Origin of the sequence: Marinobacter mangrovi, from assembly GCF_016798325.1 — a bacterium.
GTDB classification, from domain to species: Bacteria; Pseudomonadota; Gammaproteobacteria; order Pseudomonadales; family Oleiphilaceae; genus Marinobacter_A; species Marinobacter_A mangrovi.
Genome location: NZ_JAERVO010000003.1, coordinates 233,253 through 253,203, shown reverse-complemented (window position 1 = coordinate 253,203; position 19,951 = coordinate 233,253). Strand labels below are relative to the sequence as shown.

The 19,951-nt window shown below is 63.1% G+C and carries 21 protein-coding genes; 11 read left to right on the top strand and 10 right to left on the bottom strand.

Annotation, left to right across the window (positions count from 1 at the left end; translation table 11 throughout):
* The first annotated feature begins 22 nt into the window (after positions 1-22).
* From dprA to JL474_RS10795, 7 genes are all read left to right on the top strand, one after another.
* Entirely contained in the window at positions 23-1,177 is a 1,155-nt protein-coding gene (gene dprA, locus JL474_RS10825) for a DNA-processing protein DprA (RefSeq protein ID WP_203142086.1), read from the top strand.
* Positions 1,178-1,283: 106 nt separating this feature from the next.
* Positions 1,284-1,874: an L-threonylcarbamoyladenylate synthase gene (locus JL474_RS10820; RefSeq protein WP_203142085.1), complete on the top strand. Its 591-nt coding sequence runs from the start codon at positions 1,284-1,286 to the stop codon at positions 1,872-1,874.
* A gap of 18 nt (positions 1,875-1,892) precedes the next feature.
* Entirely contained in the window at positions 1,893-2,819 is a 927-nt protein-coding gene (hemF, locus tag JL474_RS10815; protein ID WP_203142084.1) for an oxygen-dependent coproporphyrinogen oxidase, read from the top strand.
* A complete protein-coding gene (gene aroE / locus JL474_RS10810; RefSeq protein WP_203142083.1) occupies positions 2,816-3,640 on the top strand; it encodes a shikimate dehydrogenase in 825 nt (274 codons plus the stop codon). The genes hemF and aroE overlap by 4 nt, the downstream gene beginning before the upstream one ends.
* Positions 3,641-3,778: 138 nt before the next feature.
* Positions 3,779-4,552, top strand: coding sequence for a motility protein A (locus tag JL474_RS10805; RefSeq protein WP_123633898.1), 774 nt, complete (start codon positions 3,779-3,781; stop codon positions 4,550-4,552).
* 3 nt (positions 4,553-4,555) lie between these two features.
* Positions 4,556-5,407, top strand: coding sequence for a flagellar motor protein MotB (locus JL474_RS10800; RefSeq protein WP_203142082.1), 852 nt, complete (start codon positions 4,556-4,558; stop codon positions 5,405-5,407).
* A gap of 321 nt (positions 5,408-5,728) precedes the next feature.
* A complete protein-coding gene (locus tag JL474_RS10795; protein ID WP_123633900.1) occupies positions 5,729-6,040 on the top strand; it encodes a PA4642 family protein in 312 nt (103 codons plus the stop codon).
* 55 nt (positions 6,041-6,095) lie between these two features.
* Here JL474_RS10795 and JL474_RS10790 read toward each other — a convergent pair whose 3' ends face one another.
* Positions 6,096-6,773: a GntR family transcriptional regulator gene (locus JL474_RS10790; protein WP_123633901.1), complete on the bottom strand. Its 678-nt coding sequence runs from the start codon at positions 6,771-6,773 to the stop codon at positions 6,096-6,098.
* Positions 6,774-7,077: 304 nt separating this feature from the next.
* On the opposite strand from JL474_RS10790, the gene JL474_RS10785 reads away from it, so the two are divergent.
* Positions 7,078-8,139, top strand: a complete 1,062-nt coding sequence (locus tag JL474_RS10785; protein ID WP_203142081.1) for an aromatic ring-hydroxylating oxygenase subunit alpha — start codon at positions 7,078-7,080, stop codon at positions 8,137-8,139.
* Between the two features lie 53 nt (positions 8,140-8,192).
* The gene (locus JL474_RS10780) at positions 8,193-9,146 is read left to right on the top strand and encodes a PDR/VanB family oxidoreductase (RefSeq protein ID WP_203142080.1); all 954 of its coding nucleotides are present in this window, start codon (positions 8,193-8,195) and stop codon (positions 9,144-9,146) included.
* 73 nt (positions 9,147-9,219) lie between these two features.
* Here JL474_RS10780 and JL474_RS10775 read toward each other — a convergent pair whose 3' ends face one another.
* Positions 9,220-9,675, bottom strand: coding sequence for an Hsp20/alpha crystallin family protein (locus JL474_RS10775; RefSeq protein WP_123633904.1), 456 nt, complete (start codon positions 9,673-9,675; stop codon positions 9,220-9,222).
* A 208-nt stretch (positions 9,676-9,883) separates the two neighbouring features.
* A complete protein-coding gene (locus JL474_RS10770) occupies positions 9,884-10,426 on the bottom strand; it encodes a gamma carbonic anhydrase family protein (RefSeq protein ID WP_203142079.1) in 543 nt (180 codons plus the stop codon).
* 158 nt (positions 10,427-10,584) lie between these two features.
* Here JL474_RS10770 and prlC point away from each other — a divergent pair, with 158 nt between their 5' ends.
* Together prlC and JL474_RS10760 are read left to right on the top strand one after the other, a co-directional pair.
* Positions 10,585-12,630 (top strand): oligopeptidase A, encoded by a 2,046-nt coding sequence (prlC, locus tag JL474_RS10765; RefSeq protein ID WP_123633906.1) that lies wholly within the window; start codon positions 10,585-10,587, stop codon positions 12,628-12,630.
* Between the two features lie 53 nt (positions 12,631-12,683).
* Positions 12,684-12,941: a YheV family putative zinc ribbon protein gene (locus tag JL474_RS10760; protein WP_123633907.1), complete on the top strand. Its 258-nt coding sequence runs from the start codon at positions 12,684-12,686 to the stop codon at positions 12,939-12,941.
* Between the two features lie 469 nt (positions 12,942-13,410).
* Here JL474_RS10760 and JL474_RS10755 read toward each other — a convergent pair whose 3' ends face one another.
* The 7 genes from JL474_RS10755 to JL474_RS10725 all read right to left on the bottom strand — a co-directional run bounded on the left by JL474_RS10755 (position 13,411) and on the right by JL474_RS10725 (position 19,935).
* Entirely contained in the window at positions 13,411-14,739 is a 1,329-nt protein-coding gene (locus JL474_RS10755) for a Na+/H+ antiporter family protein (protein WP_203142078.1), read from the bottom strand.
* A 105-nt stretch (positions 14,740-14,844) separates the two neighbouring features.
* On the bottom strand, positions 14,845-15,060 hold the full coding sequence (locus JL474_RS10750; protein ID WP_123636522.1) for a DUF1653 domain-containing protein: 216 nt from the start codon (positions 15,058-15,060) through the stop codon (positions 14,845-14,847).
* 75 nt (positions 15,061-15,135) lie between these two features.
* Entirely contained in the window at positions 15,136-15,522 is a 387-nt protein-coding gene (locus JL474_RS10745; RefSeq protein ID WP_123636523.1) for a DoxX family protein, read from the bottom strand.
* A 53-nt stretch (positions 15,523-15,575) separates the two neighbouring features.
* Positions 15,576-16,046, bottom strand: a complete 471-nt coding sequence (locus JL474_RS10740; protein ID WP_203142077.1) for a group I truncated hemoglobin — start codon at positions 16,044-16,046, stop codon at positions 15,576-15,578.
* Positions 16,046-16,906, bottom strand: a complete 861-nt coding sequence (locus JL474_RS10735; protein WP_328797813.1) for a DUF3034 family protein — start codon at positions 16,904-16,906, stop codon at positions 16,046-16,048. Before JL474_RS10735 ends, JL474_RS10740 begins: the two co-directional genes overlap by 1 nt.
* 15 nt (positions 16,907-16,921) lie before the next feature.
* Positions 16,922-19,234, bottom strand: a complete 2,313-nt coding sequence (locus JL474_RS10730) for a putative bifunctional diguanylate cyclase/phosphodiesterase (protein WP_203142076.1) — start codon at positions 19,232-19,234, stop codon at positions 16,922-16,924.
* Positions 19,235-19,281: 47 nt separating this feature from the next.
* A complete protein-coding gene (locus JL474_RS10725) occupies positions 19,282-19,935 on the bottom strand; it encodes a methylamine utilization protein (RefSeq protein WP_236012190.1) in 654 nt (217 codons plus the stop codon).
* Positions 19,936-19,951: the final 16 nt, after the last annotated feature.

Here is a 19,951-nt window from a genome sequence, read left to right as displayed (position 1 = left end):
CCCGTCGAAGGAATGACAACCCATGACAGACACCACCCTGTCGCCCGCCGACGCGTTTCTGCGGGACCCCTGCAGTCCCTGGTTGCTGCTGGCCCACCTGCCCGGCCTGGGCGAACGCCGCTGGCAGGCCATTCTCGATCACCTGCCGGACCCGTCCGAACTGCTCACGCTCGACCCGGCCAGCCTGAGAACCATTGGTTTGCCGCCGCTGGCCCGTGCCGGCGTGCTGGCCTGGCAGCAGGGGGATCCGGATCACCCGGCCATGCAGGACGCGCAGGCCTGCTGGCATCGTCTGAAAGACCAGGCCATCCAGGTCATCCACTGGGGGCAGCCCGACTACCCGTCGGCCCTGCGCCAGATCCATGGCGCCCCGCCGGTCCTTTATCTCAAAGGTCAGCGCGATCTGCTGTCACGTCCGCAGATCGCGATCGTTGGCAGCCGGAACGCCACCCGCAGCGGCCTGGACCATGCCCGCCAGTTTGCCCGCGCCCTGGCCGAGCGAGGTTTTGTGGTCACCAGCGGCATGGCGCTGGGGATCGATGGCGCGGCGCATCAGGGTGCCCTGGACGTCGGCGGCACCACACTGGCGGTGTTGGGCACCGGTGTCGACGTGGTCTATCCGGCTGCCCATCGCGGGCTCGCCGCCGCCATTCCGGAAAACGGGGCCCTGCTGTCGGAGTTTCCGCCTGGGACCCGCGCCCGGGCCGGCCATTTTCCCCGGCGCAACCGCATCATCAGCGGCATGGCCCAGGGCACGCTGGTGGTCGAAGCCGGCCTGCGCAGCGGTTCGCTGATCACCGCGCGGCTGGCGCTGGAGCAGGGGCGGGAGATCTTTGCCATTCCCGGCTCCATCCACAATCCATTGGCCCGCGGCTGTCACCAGCTGATCCGACAGGGTGCCACGCTGGTGGAGTCGGTGCAGGATATTGAGGAGCAACTGGCGGCCTGGGGATCACCGGCGCCGGCCCCGGCACCTGCCGAGGAAGAGCCCGTCGTGCCGGAACATCTCGGCGCGAAGGCCCAGGCGGTGTTTCGGGCCCTGGCTTTCGATCCCTGCTCTACCGACGATTTGTGCGATCGCACCGGCCTCAGCGCCGACGCCCTCTTACAGGCTATCCTGATGTTGGAGATGGACGGTCTCGTTCTGACGGTTCCGGGGGGGTATCAGCGCGCCTGACAAGGGGCCGTTATTGCGAGCAGATTGAGTGATGGTCATCGCTTCGGTCTGTTCACCCGCCAGAGCAAACGCCATAATGCGAGGCCAACTCCTGGCAGGTCGAGTCATGAACGAATTCCGAAATCCAACAAGCGACTACCCACCGGGCTGGTGGCATGTGCGGGAAAGCGCAGCGGTGATGGACGCCGGGGGCGTGATCGCCTACCCGACCGAAGCGGTCTGGGGCCTGGGCTGCGATCCCTGGGACGGCGCCGCCGTGGACCGGTTGTTGGCGCTGAAGGATCGCCCCCAGTACAAGGGCGTTATCCTGGTGGCGTCCTCTCCCGCGCAGATTGCGTTCCTGCTGGAGCCCCTGGAGCCGGCCCTGCGTGAGCAGGCGCTGTCCCATTGGCCGGGCCCGGTGACCTGCCTCATTCCGGATCTCCTCGACCAGATCCCGGAATGGATCAAGGGCGAACACAGCGCCGTGGCTATCCGCGTCAGCGATCATCCGCTGGTGCGTCGCCTCTGCACGGCGTTCGGCGGCCCGGTGGTCTCCACGTCCTGTAACCCGGCGGGCCGACCGCCAGCGCGCAGCCGCCTGCAGGTGGCCCGCTATTTCGAAGACCGCCTCGACTACATCCTGCCCGGTGCCCTGGGCCGTCAGCGACAGCCCAGTCGTATTATCGACCTGGTGTCCGGCCGCCAGTTGCGTTGAACCGATTCGGAGAAAGCCATGGAACCCAATAGCGCTGAAGTAAAGAAGTACTTACTATCGCTTCAGGAGCGGATATGCGAGACCCTGTCCCGTCTCGACGGGCAAGCCAGTTTCGCAACCGACAGCTGGGACCGGCCGGAAGGCGGTGGTGGTATCAGTCGGGTCATTACCGAAGGCCGGATCTTCGAGAAGGGGGGCGTCAATTTCTCCCACGTCACCGGTGAGCAAATGCCGCCCTCGGCCACGGCCCATCGTCCGGAACTGGCGGGGGCGCCTTGGGAAGCCATGGGCGTATCCCTGGTGATGCATCCCTGCAATCCCTACGTGCCCACCTCCCACGCCAACGTGCGCTTCTTTATCGCCCGACCCGAAGACAAACCCCCGGTTTACTGGTTTGGCGGCGGCTACGACCTGACGCCCTTCTACGGTTTCCGGGACGACTGCGTCCATTGGCACCGCACGGCGCGGGCTGCCTGTGCGCCCTTTGGCGACGAGGTCTACCCGCGCTACAAGCAATGGTGCGACGAGTACTTCCACATCCGCCATCGCCAGGAACCCCGCGGCATCGGTGGCCTGTTCTACGATGACCTGAACAGCGGCGACTTCGACCGGGACTTTGCCTTCATGCAGTCGGTGGGCGACAGCTACCTGACAGCCTACACGCCCATCGTTCAGCGTCGCCAGACCATGGACTATGGCGATCGGGAGCGGAATTTCCAGCTCTATCGCCGCGGACGCTATGTGGAATTCAACCTGGTCTACGATCGCGGTACCCTGTTCGGCCTGCAGTCCGGGGGCCGCACCGAATCGATCCTGATGTCCATGCCGCCCCTGGCCCGCTGGGACTACAATCGCCAGCCCCGGCCGGGCACGCCGGAGTATGAACTGACCGCCTATTTCCTGACCGATCGGGACTGGCTGGCCGAGGAGGACGCCAACGCATGACCCAGGACCTGTACGCCGTGATGGGCAACCCCATCAGTCACAGCAAGTCGCCATTGATTCACAGCCTGTTTGCCACCCAGACCGGGGAGCCGGTGGAGTACACCGCCATCCAGTGCCCGATGGACGGTTTTCAAGGCGCGGTAAACACGTTTTTCGAGCGCGGCGGCAAAGGCCTGAACGTGACGGTGCCATTCAAGGAACAGGCCTGGAAACTGGTGGACGTCCTGAGCCCCGGCGCTGAAGCGGCCGGTGCCGTGAATACCCTGTTTCGGGACAGCGACGGTCGCCTGTGCGGTGAAAACACGGATGGCCTGGGGCTGGTTCGCGATCTGACCGTCAACCAGCGTATCGACCTGAAAGGCGCCCGCATCCTGGTGCTCGGGGCCGGCGGCGCCGTGCGCGGCATCATGGCGCCGCTGTTGAGAGAGCGACCCGCCGAGGTGGTTATTGCCAATCGTACGGTGGCCAAGGCGGAAGCCCTGGCGGACTTGTTTGCCGGCGATGTGCCGGTGACAGGCTGCGGTTTCACCGATCCGAAAGACGCGTTCGATTTGATCATCAACGGCACCAGCGCCAGCTTGCAGGGCGATCTGCCGCCTCTGGACCGCCGCGTGGTGGGTCCGAAAACCATCACCTACGACATGATGTACGGTCCCGATCTGACGCCATTCAACCAATGGGCGCGGGATCACGGCGCACCACGCGTTATCGACGGCCTGGGCATGCTGGTGGAGCAGGCGGCGGAAGCGTTTGCGTGCTGGCGTGGCGTGCGGCCGGAGACCTCGCCGGTGATGGCCGCATTGCGGGACCGCGTGGGTTAGTCGGCTTTAACACCCTCCCTTAACGCTTGGTTACAGGATTGGGGCCGCCAAGTAGGCTATTCTCAGGATTGTGCGAATTGGGGCGAGTTGATTGGAACGATCGACGCCCGCGTATTCCTGAACCAGATAAGGCAATCCATGGATATCCTGACCCTCGTCGGACTGATCGCCGGTGTCGCGATCGTGACCGTGGCGATGCTCGCCGATGCGACCATCAACACCTTCCTCAATATCCCCGGCCTGATGATCGTCGTGGGCGGCACCTTTGCCGTCACCCTGATCAAGTTTCGCCTGCGGTCCGTCGCCAGCTCCTTCCGGCTGGCGCTCAGCACGGTCTTCCGCGAGACCTCGGACCGCCCCATTGAGCTGATCCGCAACGTGTCCGAGCTGGCACGGGTCGTGCGCAAGGAAGGCATCCTGGGTCTGGAATCCCATGAAACCGGCAACGACTTTCTCGCCAAGGCCATCAACCTCTGCGTCGATGGCCACCCCCCGGAACTGATCGAGGAAGCCCTGCTGGAAGACATGCAGCAGCGTATGGAACGCTACGACGTGGCGGAACGTATCTTCCGCGGGATTGGCGACGCGGCCCCGGCCATCGGGATGCTGGGCACCCTGGTGGGCCTGGTGCAAATGCTCAACACCCTCGACGATCCCTCCTCCATCGGGCCGGCAATGGCCATTGCCCTGCTCACCACCCTGTACGGCGCCTTCATCGCCCAGTTGATCGCCCTGCCCCTGGCGGACAAGATCCAGCTCAAGGCCGAAGACGAACAGCGCAACATGGCGCTGATCGTCACCAGCATCCAGAACATCATGAAAGGCCAGAACCCGCGGGTCATCACCGAATTGCTGTCGGCCTACATCACTCCGGAGCAGCAACAGGTCCTGGCGCGGGAACGGGAGGCCTGATCCATGCCGGCATCCCGACTGCCGCGTCAACGCCGGAAGAAACAGGCCGCAGGCGCCCCCAACTGGATCGTCACGTTTGCGGACCTGGCGACCCTGCTGCTGACCTTCTTTATCCTGCTGCTGTCGTATTCCACCATGGACGTGGCCAAGTACAAGGCGATGGCGGGCTCCCTGGCGGGCGCCTTTGGCAGCAGCGTGATCCAGGACGATGCGGTTGGCGGCAGCCCGCTGACCCTGATCGAAAGCGATACCGTCCCTCCAGCGCCCGCCCAGCAACCGGCCGTGATTCCGCCGGACCAGCCCCAGCTGATCGATGACAGTCCCAAGTCCACGGCCGATGTCACCGAAATACCGGAAGGCGTGACCGAACTGGCCAGCCGCTTGATCCGGGAGCTGGAAAGCGAAGTGGCCGAGGGCGCGCTGAACGTGAAGTACGACACCGAGAAGGTGGTCATCCGCTTTGCCGAGGACGCCACGTTCCAATCCGGCAGTGCCGAGCTGAAACCGGATATGGAACCGATCCTGGCGCGGGTGGTGGATGTGCTGGCGGAATGCCAGGGCGATGTGGTGGTGGCAGGCTATACTGATGATCGGCCGATAGTAAGTACCCGCTATCGATCCAACTGGGACCTGTCGGCGGCACGGGCGGTGTCGGTGGTCCATGAACTGGTGATGAACCGCAAGGTGCCGGCCAAACGGGTCGTCGCCGCCGGCCGGGCCGAGACCAATCCGCTGGTGCCCAACAATTCACCCGAGAACCGGGCCAAGAACCGCCGGGTGGAAATCAGCATTCGCGACCCGCAGTGCACGGCCAGGGCGAACACGGCGGACTTACCGGTGGAGATCAATCCCTGATTTCAACGTAAACCAAGCCTTCAATCCCGTGCCGGAACAGCGAATGGATACCCTTGCCTGCGCTGCATTAGACGGCCGTCCCTGGCCGGCTGATGCGACCGGGACGTCCTTGTCCCTCCTCCGGCAAGTGTATCCATTCGCTGTCCTTAAACGTTGGGTGTTACCGCAATCTACAGATGCTCTTATGACGCCACGCCAGAACCTCATGCGCTATTCATATAACGTTTAAGCGCCAACCCCGTTATACTGTCGCCCCTCCAGGGGCACACGCCGGCCTCCTGTGGGTGTCGGAAAAATACTAAAGCATTGATGAGGGTAGCTATGAGTGGACCGGATAAGCCGAAGGTCATTGGGGAAGAATGGAGTGATGAGCGGGTCAAGAGCTTCCTGTTCATAACCCCGTATGACACTGCCCTGAACCCGGACTACCAGGTGCTCATCAAGGCCTACCAGGCCATGCGGGCCGGGGATTTCGAGCGGTTCCTGGGCTTCTTCACCGAAGCCGGCCGCGACCTGAATGCAAAGAGCGAAAGCGGCCAGACCATCCTCGACCACATCAGCGAGCATCGTCGCAGCGTCGAGTACGTGGCATCGCTCAAGAAGTTCGGGGCCAAAGGCGCAGCCGAAGTCTGATCCTACGGATGGCTGACATGGGTGGGCTTAGACGCCCACCTTCTGATCCTCTTCCCTAATCGGTCAGCCCGAACAACGAGCCATAACGCAGGCCGATATAGGCGTGCTCGCGCATGAGCATCTCCGCCCGGGCGCCCTCGCCCTCCCGCAACGCCTGAAAGACCAGCCAATGCTGCTGGTGCGCCATGAAGAGCTTGCGGTATTCCCCATCCAGGCAGCGTTTATCGATGATGATGGATTCCGCTGAGGCAAACGGCAGGTGGTCATTACGGCGGATGGCATCGGCGATCACCCGGGTGCCGGTGGCTTCGATGATGGTGCGGTGAAAATCACCATTGAGCCGGCTCCAGTCGGTAATGTCCGCGTCTTCCAGATACCCTTTGCTGAACAGCCGGTCGCCTTCGGCCAGGTAGCGTTCAAGTTGCTCGCGAACCGGATCCGTCAGTCCCGCCTCGGCCAGTCGGCGTGCCGCCAGTCCTTCCAGGACCCCGCGCACCTCCACCGCAACCTGGACGTCCCGCTCGGAGAACTCCCGCACCACAAAGCCGCGCTTACCGGTACGCTCCAGCAGACCTTCCTGCTCCAGTGTCCGAAAGGCCAGGCGCACCGGCGTGCGTGACACGCCGAGGTCTTCCGCCACGCGCACTTCACCGATCCGTTCACCCTGATGGTATGCGCCTTCGCTGATCATCTTGCGCAGCTGGGTGACCACGCTCCTGTTTTCACTTGCCACAGACTACCTGCCTCATGCGTTGCTGTTGTGTTGTGCGGCATTGCTTTTCCGCTGGATTCAGGGGCTTCCCTGAAACAACCGTTTTGGATCCAGAAACGTCGCCATTATGACGACAAACGGTCGTAATCCCTAATCAGTCCCGAGTCACCTCCTGTCTCGCCCGGCCCATCTCCGTGGACTATGTCATCCGGAATTATTGGATCCAAAAAATTGGTTTTTGTTTGACATTGACCTCTAAAACTTATTTATTGGATCCATAACCTGAAGTACCCACACAATGACAACACTGAACTGAGGGTTTGATATGTATCCCAAGAACACCTGGTACGTCGCCTGTACCCCTGATGAAATCGATGGTCTGCCCCTGGGCCGTCGTGTCTGTAATGAATCCATTGTGTTCTTCCGTGGCGAGAACGACCGGGTCGCCGCCGTAGAAGACTTCTGTCCCCACCGCGGAGCGCCGCTGTCGTTGGGTTTTGTCCGCGATGGCCAATTGGTCTGCGGCTACCATGGCCTGGAAATGGGCTGCGATGGCAAATGCTCCAGCATGCCGGGACAGCGGGTGCACGGCTTTCCCGCCATTCGTACCTACCCGGTGGTGGAGCGTCACGGCTTCATCTGGGTGTGGCCGGGCGAGGCCGACAAGGCGGATACGGCGGACATTCCCCACCTGCACTGGGCCGAGAGCGACGACTGGGCCTACGGCGGCGGTCTTTACCATATCCAGTGCGACTACCGGCTGATGATCGACAACCTGATGGACCTGACCCACGAAACCTACGTGCACGCCTCCAGCATTGGCCAGAAGGAAATCGATGAAGCGGCTCCGGAGACCAAGGTCAACGGGCAGGAAGTCACCACCAGCCGGCACATGTACGACATTCCGGCGCCGCCGTTCTGGCAGAACGCGCTGCGCGGTAATGACCTGGATCCGGATGTGCCGGTGGATCGCTGGCAGATCTGCCGGTTCACGCCACCCAGCCATGTCATGATCGAAGTCGGCGTGGCCCACGCCGGCAAAGGCGGTTACGACGCAGCGCCGGAAGACAAGGCCGCCAGCATCGTGGTGGATTTCATCACTCCGGAAACCGACACCTCCATCTGGTACTTCTGGGGTATGGCCCGCAACTTCAAACCGCAAGACGAGGCGCTCACCGAGAGCATTCGCGAAGGCCAGGGCAAGATCTTTTCCGAGGACCTGGAGGTGCTCGAACGCCAGCAACTCAATCTGCTCCAGCATCCACAGCGCAAGCTGCTCAAGCTCAACATCGACGCCGGTGGCGTCCAGGCCCGCAAGATCATTGATCGGCTGATTGATCAGGAGCGTGCTGCCGAGAACTCCACGGAAACCGCCCGGGCCGTCTGAGACGGACGACCGTTTTACCGACGCGCGGTCGTCCGGACCGCCAGGGGGAAATCATGATTGATGTTGTTGTTATTTCCGTCCGTCAGGAGGCGACCGATATCCGCAGCTTTGAGCTGGCCCGGGCGGATGGCGCCGAGCTGCCGCCGTTCGAAGCCGGCGCCCATATCGATGTGCATTTGCCGGATGGGCTGATCCGCCAGTATTCACTGTGCAATCCCGGCGCGGTCTCGGGCTACTACCAGATCGGCGTGCTGCTTGAACCCGGATCGCGGGGCGGCTCCCGAGCCATGCACGCACTGCAGGTGGGCGACCGGCTGCAAATCAGTGAGCCCCGCAACCTGTTTGCATTGGCGCCCGAGGGGCGTCGAAGCCTGCTGTTTGCCGGCGGCATCGGCATTACGCCGATCCTTGCCATGGCTGAGGCGTTGGCGCAATCCGGCCGGGCGTTCGAATGTCATTACAGCGTTCGGTCACCGGACCGGACCGCATTCCGGGAGCGGTTACGGCAACCGGTGCTGGACGGCCGGGTGCATGTGTACAGGGACGAAGGCGGCGATGCCCGACTGGATGCTGAGAGCGTCCTGGCGTCGCCGGCCTCGGATACCCACCTTTATGTCTGCGGGCCGCCGGGCTACATCGACTATGTCCTCGGTATGGCCAGAACACTGGGTTGGCCCGACGCCAACCTGCACCGGGAATACTTCAGTGCCGGCGACGATCCGGCCCACAAGGCGGACGATGGCCGCTTTGACGTGAAGATCGCCAGCACCGGACAGGTCATCGCCATACCGGCCGACCAGACCGTCGCCGAAGCCCTGGAGCGTGAGGGCATCGATATTCCCCTGTCCTGTGAACAGGGTATCTGCGGTACTTGCCTGACCCGGGTTCTGGACGGCGTACCCGATCACCGGGACCTGTTCCTCAGCGAAGCCGAGCAGGCGGCCAATGATCAGTTTACCCCTTGCTGCTCAAGGTCGTTGAGCAAACAGCTGGTCATCGATCTGTAGGCCAGGCGCCAACCGCAGGAAAAGAGTGAATGCCCCCCGCCCGGAAGGCGAGGGGCAAACCGATGGGATCGGCTTATTCGACCTGCACTTCAATGGAGCGGGGTTGAGCCGGCTCCACTTTCTTCAGGGTCAGGGACAGCACACCATCCTTGAAGTTGGCGTTGATCTCGTTTTCCGAGACGTTGTCCGGCAGGGTGAAGCGGCGCATGAACGAGCCGTAGACCCGCTCGACCCGGTGGGTCTTGCCTTCGCCGGACTCTTCCTTCTTCTGGCGCTCACCCTGCAGGGTCAACACGCCGTCGTGCACGGTGACTTTCACGTCTTCTTTCTTGATGCCCGGCAGTTCCGCGTGGATTTCGAAGGCCTCGGGCGTTTCGTGGATATCCACGGCCGGGGCCCAGTCGCTGCGGCGGAACAGGTCGCGGTTTTCGCGATCGCCCTGGGTGCTCGGGAGTCCGAAATGACGGTTGTAGCGATCCAGCAAATCCTCGAATTCGCTGATGGGGTTCCAACGTGTGAGATTGCTCATGAGAGTTTCCTCCAAACGAACCTGAGATCATGTTTGAGTGCCCCCTGATTCGATCAGGAGGCAACGACTTCAGACCCGTTCAAGGAAGATCCCGACACAGTGGCGCCAACTGGCTGGGCTTTCCTGAACTGGTTATTTCCGTATCTAAGAGCGCTTCGACGGATTTCAAGGGCTCATTTTTTGATCTGGATCAGCAAAATCGCCAGGTCTACTGACCGGCCTCCGCCCGGTATTCGTCCTTGAGCTTCACGTAGTTGGCTGCGGTGTACTTGAAGAATCCGCGTTCCTTGTCGCTCAACGGGCGCGCCTGCTTGCAGGGGCTGCCCACATACAGGTGACCGGATTCCAGCGTCTTGCCCGGCGGCACCAGGCAGCCGGCGGCGACGATCACCTCGTCCTCCACCACGGCGCCGTCCATGATGATCGACCCCATGCCCACCAGCACCCGGCTGCCGACGGTGCAGCCATGCAGCAGTGCCTTGTGGCCGATGGTGACGTCGTCGCCGATGGTCAGCGGGTAGCCGCCCGGGTTGTAGTCGCTGGCGTGGGTGATGTGCAGGACCGAGCCGTCCTGGACGCTGCAGCGGGCGCCGATGCGGATCCGATGCATGTCACCACGGATGACCGTCAGCGGCCAGACGGAACAGTCGTCTCCCAGTTCCACGTCACCGATCACCTGGGCACTGGGATCGATCCACACCCGTTCGCCGGTTTTTGGGCTAAACCCCTTGTGAGAACGTACTTGAGCCATTACATAAGTCCTATACAGATCCGCGTGCGGGCGGCATTGGCGTATGATGAGTCATACAGTAGAGCACCGGTCCCGTGCCTGTCACGGACCACCACCGCCCGCAACAGCCCGTCATTGATCCGGTATCAGTGACTTTAATTCGGCGAGTAAGGAGCCCCATGAACAATCCGCTGCTGAGTGACGACCTGCTTCCCCGCTTCGACCATGTCCGGGTGGAGCACATGGAACCGGCGATCGACCAGATCCTGAGCGACAATCGCATGCAGATCCAGGAACTGGCTGCCCAGTCCGAACCGACCTGGGAAACCCTGTTCCAGCCGATGCAGGCGCTGGACGATCGGCTGAACAACGCCTGGTCGGTGATCTCCCACCTCAACGGGGTGATGAACAGCGACGAGCTGCGCGATGTCTACAAGCGCTGCCTGGAAAAGCTGACCGAGTACGGCACCGAGCTGAGCCAGAACACCGAACTGTGCAACGCCTACAAACGGCTGGCGGATAGTCCTGCGTTCCAGGAACTGGACGAAGCCCAGCAGAAGGCCATCAACAACACCCTGCGGGATTTTCACCTGGGCGGCGTCGACCTGCCCGAGGACCAGAAAAAGCAGTTTGCCGACCTGTCCCGGGAACTGGCCGAACTGACCAACCGCTTCAGCGACAACGTGCTGGACGCCACCCAGCACTGGTTCAAGCACATCACCGATGAAGCCGAACTGGCCGGCCTGCCCCAGAGCGCACTGGACGGTGCCCGCCAGGCGGCCCAGCAGCGGGACCTGGATGGCTTCGTGATCACCCTGGATTTCCCCAGCTTCTTCCCGGTCATGACTTATGGCGACAATCGTGAGCTGCGCCGCGAGGTGTACGAGGCCTTCGTCACCCGCGCCTCCGATGTGGGTCCGGATGGTGGCCACTGGGACAACACCCCGGTGATGGCGGAAATCCTCAAGCGCCGGCACCAGCAGTCCCAATTGCTGGGCTTCGACAACTACGCCGAACGTTCCCTGGCCACCAAGATGGCCCGCAGCGTCGATGAGGTGATGCACTTCCTGCAGGAACTGGCTGCCAAGTCGCGTCCGGTCGCGGTGCAGGAATTCGACGACCTCAAGGCCTTCGCGAAAGACGAGTTTGGCGTGGACGAGCTGGAAGCCTGGGACATCGGCTACTACAGCGAGAAGATGCGTCAGGCGCGCTACGACATTTCCCCGGAAACCCTGCGCCCCTGGTTCCCGGCGGAGACGGTGGTTAACGGCCTGTTCCGCGTCGCCGAACGCCTGTTCGATCTGACCATCGAACCGGACACCAGCGTCGAGACCTGGCACAAGGATGTCACCGCCTACCGCATCCGCCGCGGCGACGAGACCATCGCCTGGTTCTACCTCGACATGTACGCCCGCAAGGGCAAGCGTGGCGGCGCCTGGATGGCCGACTGCCGGGTCCGCTGGCGCAATCTGCGGGGCAGCCTGCAGTTGCCGGTCGCGTTCCTGACCTGCAACTTCACGCCGCCGGTGGGCGACAAGCCGGCACTGCTGACCCACGACGAGGTCACCACCCTGTTCCACGAATTCGGTCACGGTCTGCACCACATGCTGACGCAGGTGGAAGTGGCGGATGTGTCCGGCATCAACGGCGTGGCCTGGGATGCCGTCGAGCTGCCCAGCCAGTTCCTGGAGAACTGGTGCTGGAACCCGGAATCCCTGGGTCTGATCGCCAAGCACCACGAAACCGGCGAACCGCTGCCCCAGGACCTGCTCGACAAGCTGCTGGCCGCGAAGAACTTCCAGTCCGGCATGCAGATGGTGCGTCAGCTGGAATTCTCGCTGTTCGATTTCCGCCTGCACTCCGAGTTCACGCCGGAAACGCCGGTGAACCCGCTCGACATGTACCGTCAGGTGCGCTCAGAAATCGCCGTTACCGAGACGCCCGAGTTCAACCGCTTCCCCAACAGCTTCTCGCACATCTTCGCGGGCGGCTACGCGGCCGGTTACTACAGCTATAAGTGGGCGGAAGTGCTGGCGGCAGACGCTTTCTCGCTGTTCGAGGAGAACGGCATCTTCGATCCTGAGACCGGCCACGCGTTCCTGCACAACATCCTGGAACGGGGCGGTTCCCGCGAGCCGATGGAACTGTTCAAGGCCTTCCGCGGGCGCGAGCCGGAAGTGGACGCCCTGCTGCGGCAAACCGGCATCACCGACGACGCGGCCTGATCGATTGATGGCGGGGCCCGAGTGCCCCGCCGAACACAACCCCTGGAGAGCCGATGGCGACCCCCAAACGATTCATCGCCGGCGCAGTTTGTCCCCGCTGCGGCGAGATGGACAAGCTCATGATGCAACAGACCGAGGAAGGCCAATTCCGCGAATGCGTGGCCTGCGGTTTTGAAGACGCCCAGACCCCGGACGGCCAGCCCCTCGGCGAGCTGGAAACCCGCGTGAACAAACGCCGCAATGAGGACGACCACACCGTGAAACAGGTGGTGTTTTTCAAGGCGGCGGCGGATGAAGACGGCGAGGATTGAGCCCAACGCCGGAGGAGCTTGAGCATTGATCTTCAATGTAGCCGACGCTTCAGCTTCGGAGCCGACCAGCGGTCGGCCGGAGATCTTCCTACGGTTTTGATAGATCTCAATTCCATGTAGGTTGGGCTGACGCAGGAAGCCCAACAGACCGGGTTTGCGGCCGAGCCCACTCAATCTCATGGCCGCCGAGCCGGCTTTCGAGAGCCCATGCTTGAGGTGTGTCCGCTTATTGTTGGGCTTCCTGCGTCAGCCCAACCTACGGCTCTCTCCCCCGGCCCCTCTCCCGCAAGGGGCGAGGGGAGCTCATGGATGTAGTTCGAGTTGAAGGCCTCATGAACCTCTCTCCCCTGGAGGGAGAGAGGTTTGGAGAGAGGGGGACGAGGCGATAGCCTCGCCGCATCTGTGCCATCAGAAGTAAAAAGGCCCAACCAATCGGTTGGGCCTTTTTCGTTCGCCGTTGCGGTACGTATTACAGCACCATCGCCGCAATCCAGCCAAACACCAACAGCGGCAGGTTGTAGTGCAGGAACGTCGGCACCACCGTGTCCCAGATGTGGTTGTGCTGACCGTCCGCGTTCAGGCCGGCGGTGGGCCCGAGGGTCGAGTCCGAAGCGGGCGACCCCGCATCCCCCAGTGCCCCGGCCGTGCCCACCAGCGCCACGATGGCCAGCGGGCTGAAGCCCAGCTGCACCGCCAGCGGCACGTAGATCGCCGCAATGATGGGAATGGTGGAGAACGACGAGCCGATGCCCATGGTGATCAGCAAACCCACCACCAGCATCAGTAGCGCCGCCAGCGCCTGGTTGTCGCCGATGGCACCGACCGAGCTTTCCACCAGCGTCTTGATGTCGCCGGTCTCGCGCATGACTTCCGCGAAGCCGGAGGCCGCGATCATGATGAAGCCGATCATCGCCAGCATCTTCATGCCTTCGGTGAACAGGTCGTCGGCTTCCTTCCACTTCACCACGCCGGACAGGTTGAACAGCACGAAGCCCGCCAATGCCCCGAGGATCATGGAGTCCAGCGTCAGCTGCACCACGAACGCCACCAGGATCGCCACCAGCGCCATGATCAGCGTCCACTTGTTGTAGGCGATGTCCACCCGCTCGGCGCGCTCGATCGGCGCGAGGTCGTAGGTGCGGTCCTTGCGGTAGCTGAAGAACACCGCCACCAGCAGACCGATCAGCATGCCCAGTGCCGGCAGTGCCATGGCGTGCATGACGTTGAGACCGTCCACGGCCACGCCGTTGGTTTCCACCTTGGCCAGCAGGATTTCGTGCAGGTAGATGCTGCCGAAGCCGATCGGCAGGAACATGTACGGCGTGATCAACCCGAAGGTCAGCACGCAGGCCACCAGCCGGCGATCCAGCTTCAGCTTGGCCATGACGTACAGCAGCGGCGGCACCACCAGCGGGATGAAGGCAATGTGGATCGGCAGGATGTTCTGGGAGGAAATGGCAATCGCCAGCAGCAGGCCGATCATCACGAACTTGATGGCCCGGCCGCCGCCGTTGCCCGCCGATTCCTGACGACCGACCATGGCCAGCGCCTTGTCCGCCAGGGCATGGGCCAGGCCGGATTTGCCGATAGCAACGGCGAACGCCCCCAAGGTGGCGTAGGACAGAGCCACGGTGGCTCCGCCGCCGAGACCGTTGTTGAAGGCGGCAATGGTGGCATCGAGGGACAATCCGCTGATCAGGCCACCGGCAACGGCACCGATAATCAGGGCAACAACGACGTGGATCCGGCACAGGCTCAGGACGAGCATGATACCGACGGCGGCGACAACAGCATTCATGGCGCTTTTCCTTGGGGGAGGTTCAGAAAAGCGCGCTAATGTGCAGGAAACGACCAGCGGAGTCAAAGCGGATTACCGAAGTCGCCCACGCCATCGGTAAAGGCGTTATCCGACGAAGCTGAAGCGCGGAACGGTTTCTCCGGCGACCTCGACGTTCTCGCGGAACATGCTCAGCGGGCGGACCCAGAGGCTGTGGTCCCCGTACAGGCAACGGTAAACCACCAGTTCTTCCTCGGTTTCGCTGTGGCGGGCCACGCCGATGACCTCGTAGTCCTTGCCCTTGTAGTGCCGGTAGCGGCCGGGTTTGAGGGGATGTGTCATGGTGTCTGCTCAGGCGTGCATGTAACGTTTATTCTACCCGGAAACGGTGCCGGACACCGCTTCCGGGTGAGGGTATCAGGAGTGCAGCTTGTAACGCCCCGGCCCAAGGAAAACCACGCCCAGTGCAATAAACAGGTAGAAACCCTGCAGTTCCAGCGCCCAGCCGCCACTCTGGCTCAGAGTCAGCAACTGCCCCATGTGCACCAGTGCGAAGGCGACGATCATGTTCACGACGATGATCATCGCGCCGATGCGGGTGTGGTAGCCCAGGATGACCATCAGCGGCGCCAGGATTTCACCGATATAGACCCCGTAGGCCAGGACCGTCGGCAGCCCATGGCTGGCCAGCTGCGACTCCACGAAACCCACCCCGTGAAACAGTTTGGCAATCCCGTGAAACAGGATAAGGCCGCCCAGGGTGAGGCGCACAATCAGTTTGCCCAGATCCGCATTTTCCAACATCAATCGGTCCTTTCGTGAGTTAAAGCAGCAGCTTAGCGCGTTGGCCCGCCACGTCAATGTGTCGTTGGTCGGGCTTCCGGAATCCGCACGACCTGATCGTGCAGCCGTGCCAGCCGATTCAGCAACCGGTTCTGTGCGGAAACCGGCACCTGGTTCTGTTCCATGGCGAGAATCAGGTCTTCCACCAGGGCGTTGAAATCCGTCTCGTCGATCCCGAGTCCGGCGTGGGCTTCGGTCATGCTGCGGCCGTTGTAGGTACACGGGCCGTTGGCGAGGTGGCAGATCTGGTCGGTCAGGTTGCGGTGCAGACTGGCGATATCGACGCCTCTGAAGGTTTCCGCAATCCGGTCGTCCTCCACGACGATATACAGCATGTCCTTCACGAACCGGGCGATCCCGTGGCGTTCGCCCAGGTCGTTGTACAGCGTGTCCTGGCTTGCGGGCGGTGCGCTTTGGCAGCCGGCCAGCATGGTCAGCAATCCAACGATGAGAAACGTCTTGCGAGCGGACAAACGGCGTAACATCAGAAACTCCCCTGCAGCGACAGGTAGGCACCCTGCTGGTCATCCAGCCCGGCGATGCTGCCCAGGTTGACCCAGGCGGCGGTGACCGCCAGATGCCTCTCGGGCACCCAGGCAACGAACAGGTCGTACCCGTCCTCTTCCCGGGCAAAGCCCAGGTTGTCGGGCTTCTGCCGATATTCAGTACCAACCAGCCATTGCCGATCGATGAAGACACCGGCGCTACCCTCCAGCACCGCGTCGTAGCTGTCGTTTTTGTCGCCGCCAAACCCCAGCAGTCCGCCCTGGTTGGCTTTGGTGCCGCGAACCACGCCATTGACCAGCACGTTGCGGCCGAACAGGCCCGCCAGGAACACTTTGGTGCCGGCCAGGTAAACGTCCGTGCCCCTGACGTCACGGGCGCCCACCGCATCGGGCACCGTGAAGGTCCGGTTGTGCTTGTACTGGACGCCCAACGACCACTGGCCGTAGGGCGAATAGAGGACATCGCCGGTCAGGCGCAGCTTGGCCCCCAGGATGTCCTGCTGCAGATCGTCCTGATTGAGGGCAGCGCCAAGGGTGTCCAGGTCCAGGGTCTGGCGGGCGGCGCTGATTTCAATACGGTTGTGCCAGTTCAGGGCACCGGCCACCACGTCCACGGTGTAGTCGTCGAGGGGCGCATGGGACAGGGCCACGGAGCCGCCCCACTCCCGGTCGCTGGCGTAGCCGGTGAGCACGGCCATAGGCACCAGGCCACCGCCAGCCGCGCCTTCGATGGTGGTGACGCCCCCGGTGGCCCAGAGCCGGCTGCCAGGCTCGGCCACGGCTGGCGGAGCGGATGCCAGGGCGACGAGCAGCCAGGGCAGGAATCGGGTGAAAGGCACATCAGGCTCCTTGCGCTATGGATCGATCGTGGAGGTGTCGGCGGCGAGTGCGCGGGCCTGCTCGGCGCGGTCCCGATGCCATGCCGCCAGTTGAGACGGACGCATCGGCCTGCCCAGCAGGTAGCCCTGACCCAGGTCGCAGCCCCAGGCCTGCAACAGCCGCCAGCTGAGTTCGTTCTCGATGCCCTCGGCCACGACGCCCAGCCCCAGGCTGTGGGCCATGTCGATGGTGGAGCGCACAATCAGCTGGTCCTGTTGGGTGGAATCCAGGCTGAGAACGAACGACTTGTCGATTTTCAGCTCGTGAACCGGCAGCTGACGCATCTGGGCCAGCGAACTGTAGCCGGTACCGAAGTCGTCCACCGACAGCTTGGCGCCCAGGTCCCGCAGCCGGTTGAGGGTGCGCAGCGCCGTCTGGGTATCCGCCATGGCCACGCTCTCGGTGATCTCGAAGGTCAGCCTGTTCAGGGGCAGCGCGCCGTCGGCAAACACGGTGGAGATCAGGTTGGGCAGACTGTGATTGAGGAGGTCCAGCGCCGACAGATTGATGGCTACACCCAGGTCTGACAGCCCGGCGCCTGCCCAGTCATGGCTATCCCGGGCCACGCGCCGGAGGATATAGTCGGTCAGTTCATGGATCTGACCGGACCGCTCTGCCAGCCCGATGAACTCGTCGGGACTGATCGGCCCCAACGCCGGATGGGCCCAGCGCACCAGCGCTTCCACCTGCACCGGGTGAGCGGTGTCGAAGCGCACCTTGGGCTGGTACAGCATCTCCAGCTGGTCGTCTGCCAGGGCCTTTTGCAGGTCACGGATGATCTGCAGCTCGCGCAAATGATGCTCGTCGCCGCCCTCAAGATAGAACGCGGTGCGGGTGTCGTCGTGGCGGGCCCGCTCCAGCGTCAGGCTGACCCGGCGGCGGATGTCGTCGAGAGAGCGGGCATCCTGCGGCAGCTGCAGAACGGCCGCCGACAGCTCCACCGTGACTGGCGTGTCCCGGATCACCACCGGTTCTTCAGCCGCGGCCCGCAGTCGGCCCAACACCGCATGGAAATGGCTTTCGTCCAGCCCGGGGATGACGGTCATGAATTCGTTGCCGCCTGTCCGCGCCAACAGGCAGTGTGCATCGAGCACGCCGCGCATGCGCAGGGCAGCGGCGATAAGGATCTGGTCGCCCAGGTCGTAGCCCAGGGTTTCACTCAGTTCCTTGAGACCATTGATACTGAGGCTCAACAGGAAAGCGGGCTGCTGCTGCGTCAGCATCGGCCGCAACACCTGTTGCATCGCCTTGCGGTTGGGCAGACCGGTCAGGCTGTCGTGGTTGGCGTCGTGGCGGATCCGGTGTTCCCGCCGGCGGATCCGATGGGCCATGTCGCCCAGCGCGTTCTGCAATTGGCCCAGCTCGTCCTGCCCGGACAAACCCGGAGACGGCGTCGCGGGATCGCTGCCCAGGTCACTGGCGAAGCGCGCCAGCAGCAAGACCGGGCGGCCCAGGGCGCGGGCCAGGCCAAACGCCAGCAAGCCGGCAATGGCGAGGCAGGCGAGCACGATCAGACCCAGCTCCAGCGCCAGCTTGTAATAGTGGGCCAGCGCGGTTTGCCGATCGAGCAGCAACAACGCGTTGACCGGCGCTTCCTCGCCATTGCGGGACAGCGACGCCACGCGGGTGAAATAGCGATGATCGCCGGTCATCTTGCTGCGGGACGCCAGGGCCCCCTGCCCAACGACATCGTCGATGGCGTCGTCCGACAGACTGCGGCCGTAATAGGCGGTCTCGGGTGCCACAGCGGTAAACACCACGTCCACGCCGGTCAGCTCGCTGATCATCCGGGCGAAAGCGTCGTCCAGGTTGAACCCCATCACCAGCCAGGCCCGTAATCCGGGCGCCTGCACCGGCACCAGCAAAGCCTGGAATGCCTGCCCCTGCCAGGTCAGCAGGCCGGTGGCCGCGCCCTGGCGTTCCGCCCGCTGGAGCAGGTCGTTGAAGGGCAGCTGGGTGCCGTTGGGCAATCCCTGAAGGTTGGCCAGCAGGCGGCCGTTGCGGTCGGCCAGCATGGCTATGTCCGCCTTGAAGCGCTGGCTCTGGTTTTCCAGGGCGCTGGTGATGGTGGGTTCGTCCTTAGAGGCGACGGCCGAGCGGAAGCCGAAGTCGTCCACCAGCACGCTCAGCGTGTCGATCAGCAGCTGAGTGCGGCGGGCCAGGAGTTCGCGCATGACATCGCTGGCCACGTCGAGACGTTCCCGCGCGCGGTATTCCTCATCCTGGAAGGTGGACAGCATGAAGATGGCCGCGATGGTCACGCTGGTCACCAGGGCCAGTGCGAGCATGGCAATCAGAAGGCGACCGCGGAATCCGGGGAGTCTCGGGCGCAGGGTCACAGGTTATCGAACCGCCGTTGCAGATCAGCGAAGGGGTCGGCCTCGACCTTTTTCGGGGTGAGGTCGAGGGAAATCGCACGGGGCTCTCCTTCGGAAGCGGGAATCGTCAGCGTCACCGGCTGGCTGTTGTCGCGCAGGCGTTCGTGCCAGACCTTGACCGTGACCGGTGCTGCGGTGGAAGGCTCTATCCGGGCGACGCCATCGGGCCCGGTCGTGACCGTCTGCGCGGCATCGGTGACGTAGATAAACGCCTGCATGTTGTCGTGGATGTTGCAGCCCAGTTCCACCACGCCGGCGGTATCGAACGTGACCGGTGCCTCGGGCCGCTTGGCGTACAGCTCAATGTTGAACGTCTTGGCCGGGGAGAAGGAATAGACGTGATGCTGGGTGTTGTCGTGATTGGGAAACTCCACCATCGACCCGGCCGGGATAACCAGCAGGTGCGGTTCGAACGTCCGGTTTTCCTGCGCCATGACGGCCGGACTGGCCAGAGGGGGCGCCGGTCCGCTGGCCGGCAGGCTGACCACGGCATGAGGTACCGGATCGCCATTGGCGGCATCGCGAATGGTCAGAGTCAGGGCCTGGCTGTGGCTGCTTAGCGCAAACAACAGTGCCAGTGTGGCCAAAAATGGGCGTAGCAGTCGCATCATGGTTTGTCATTATAGA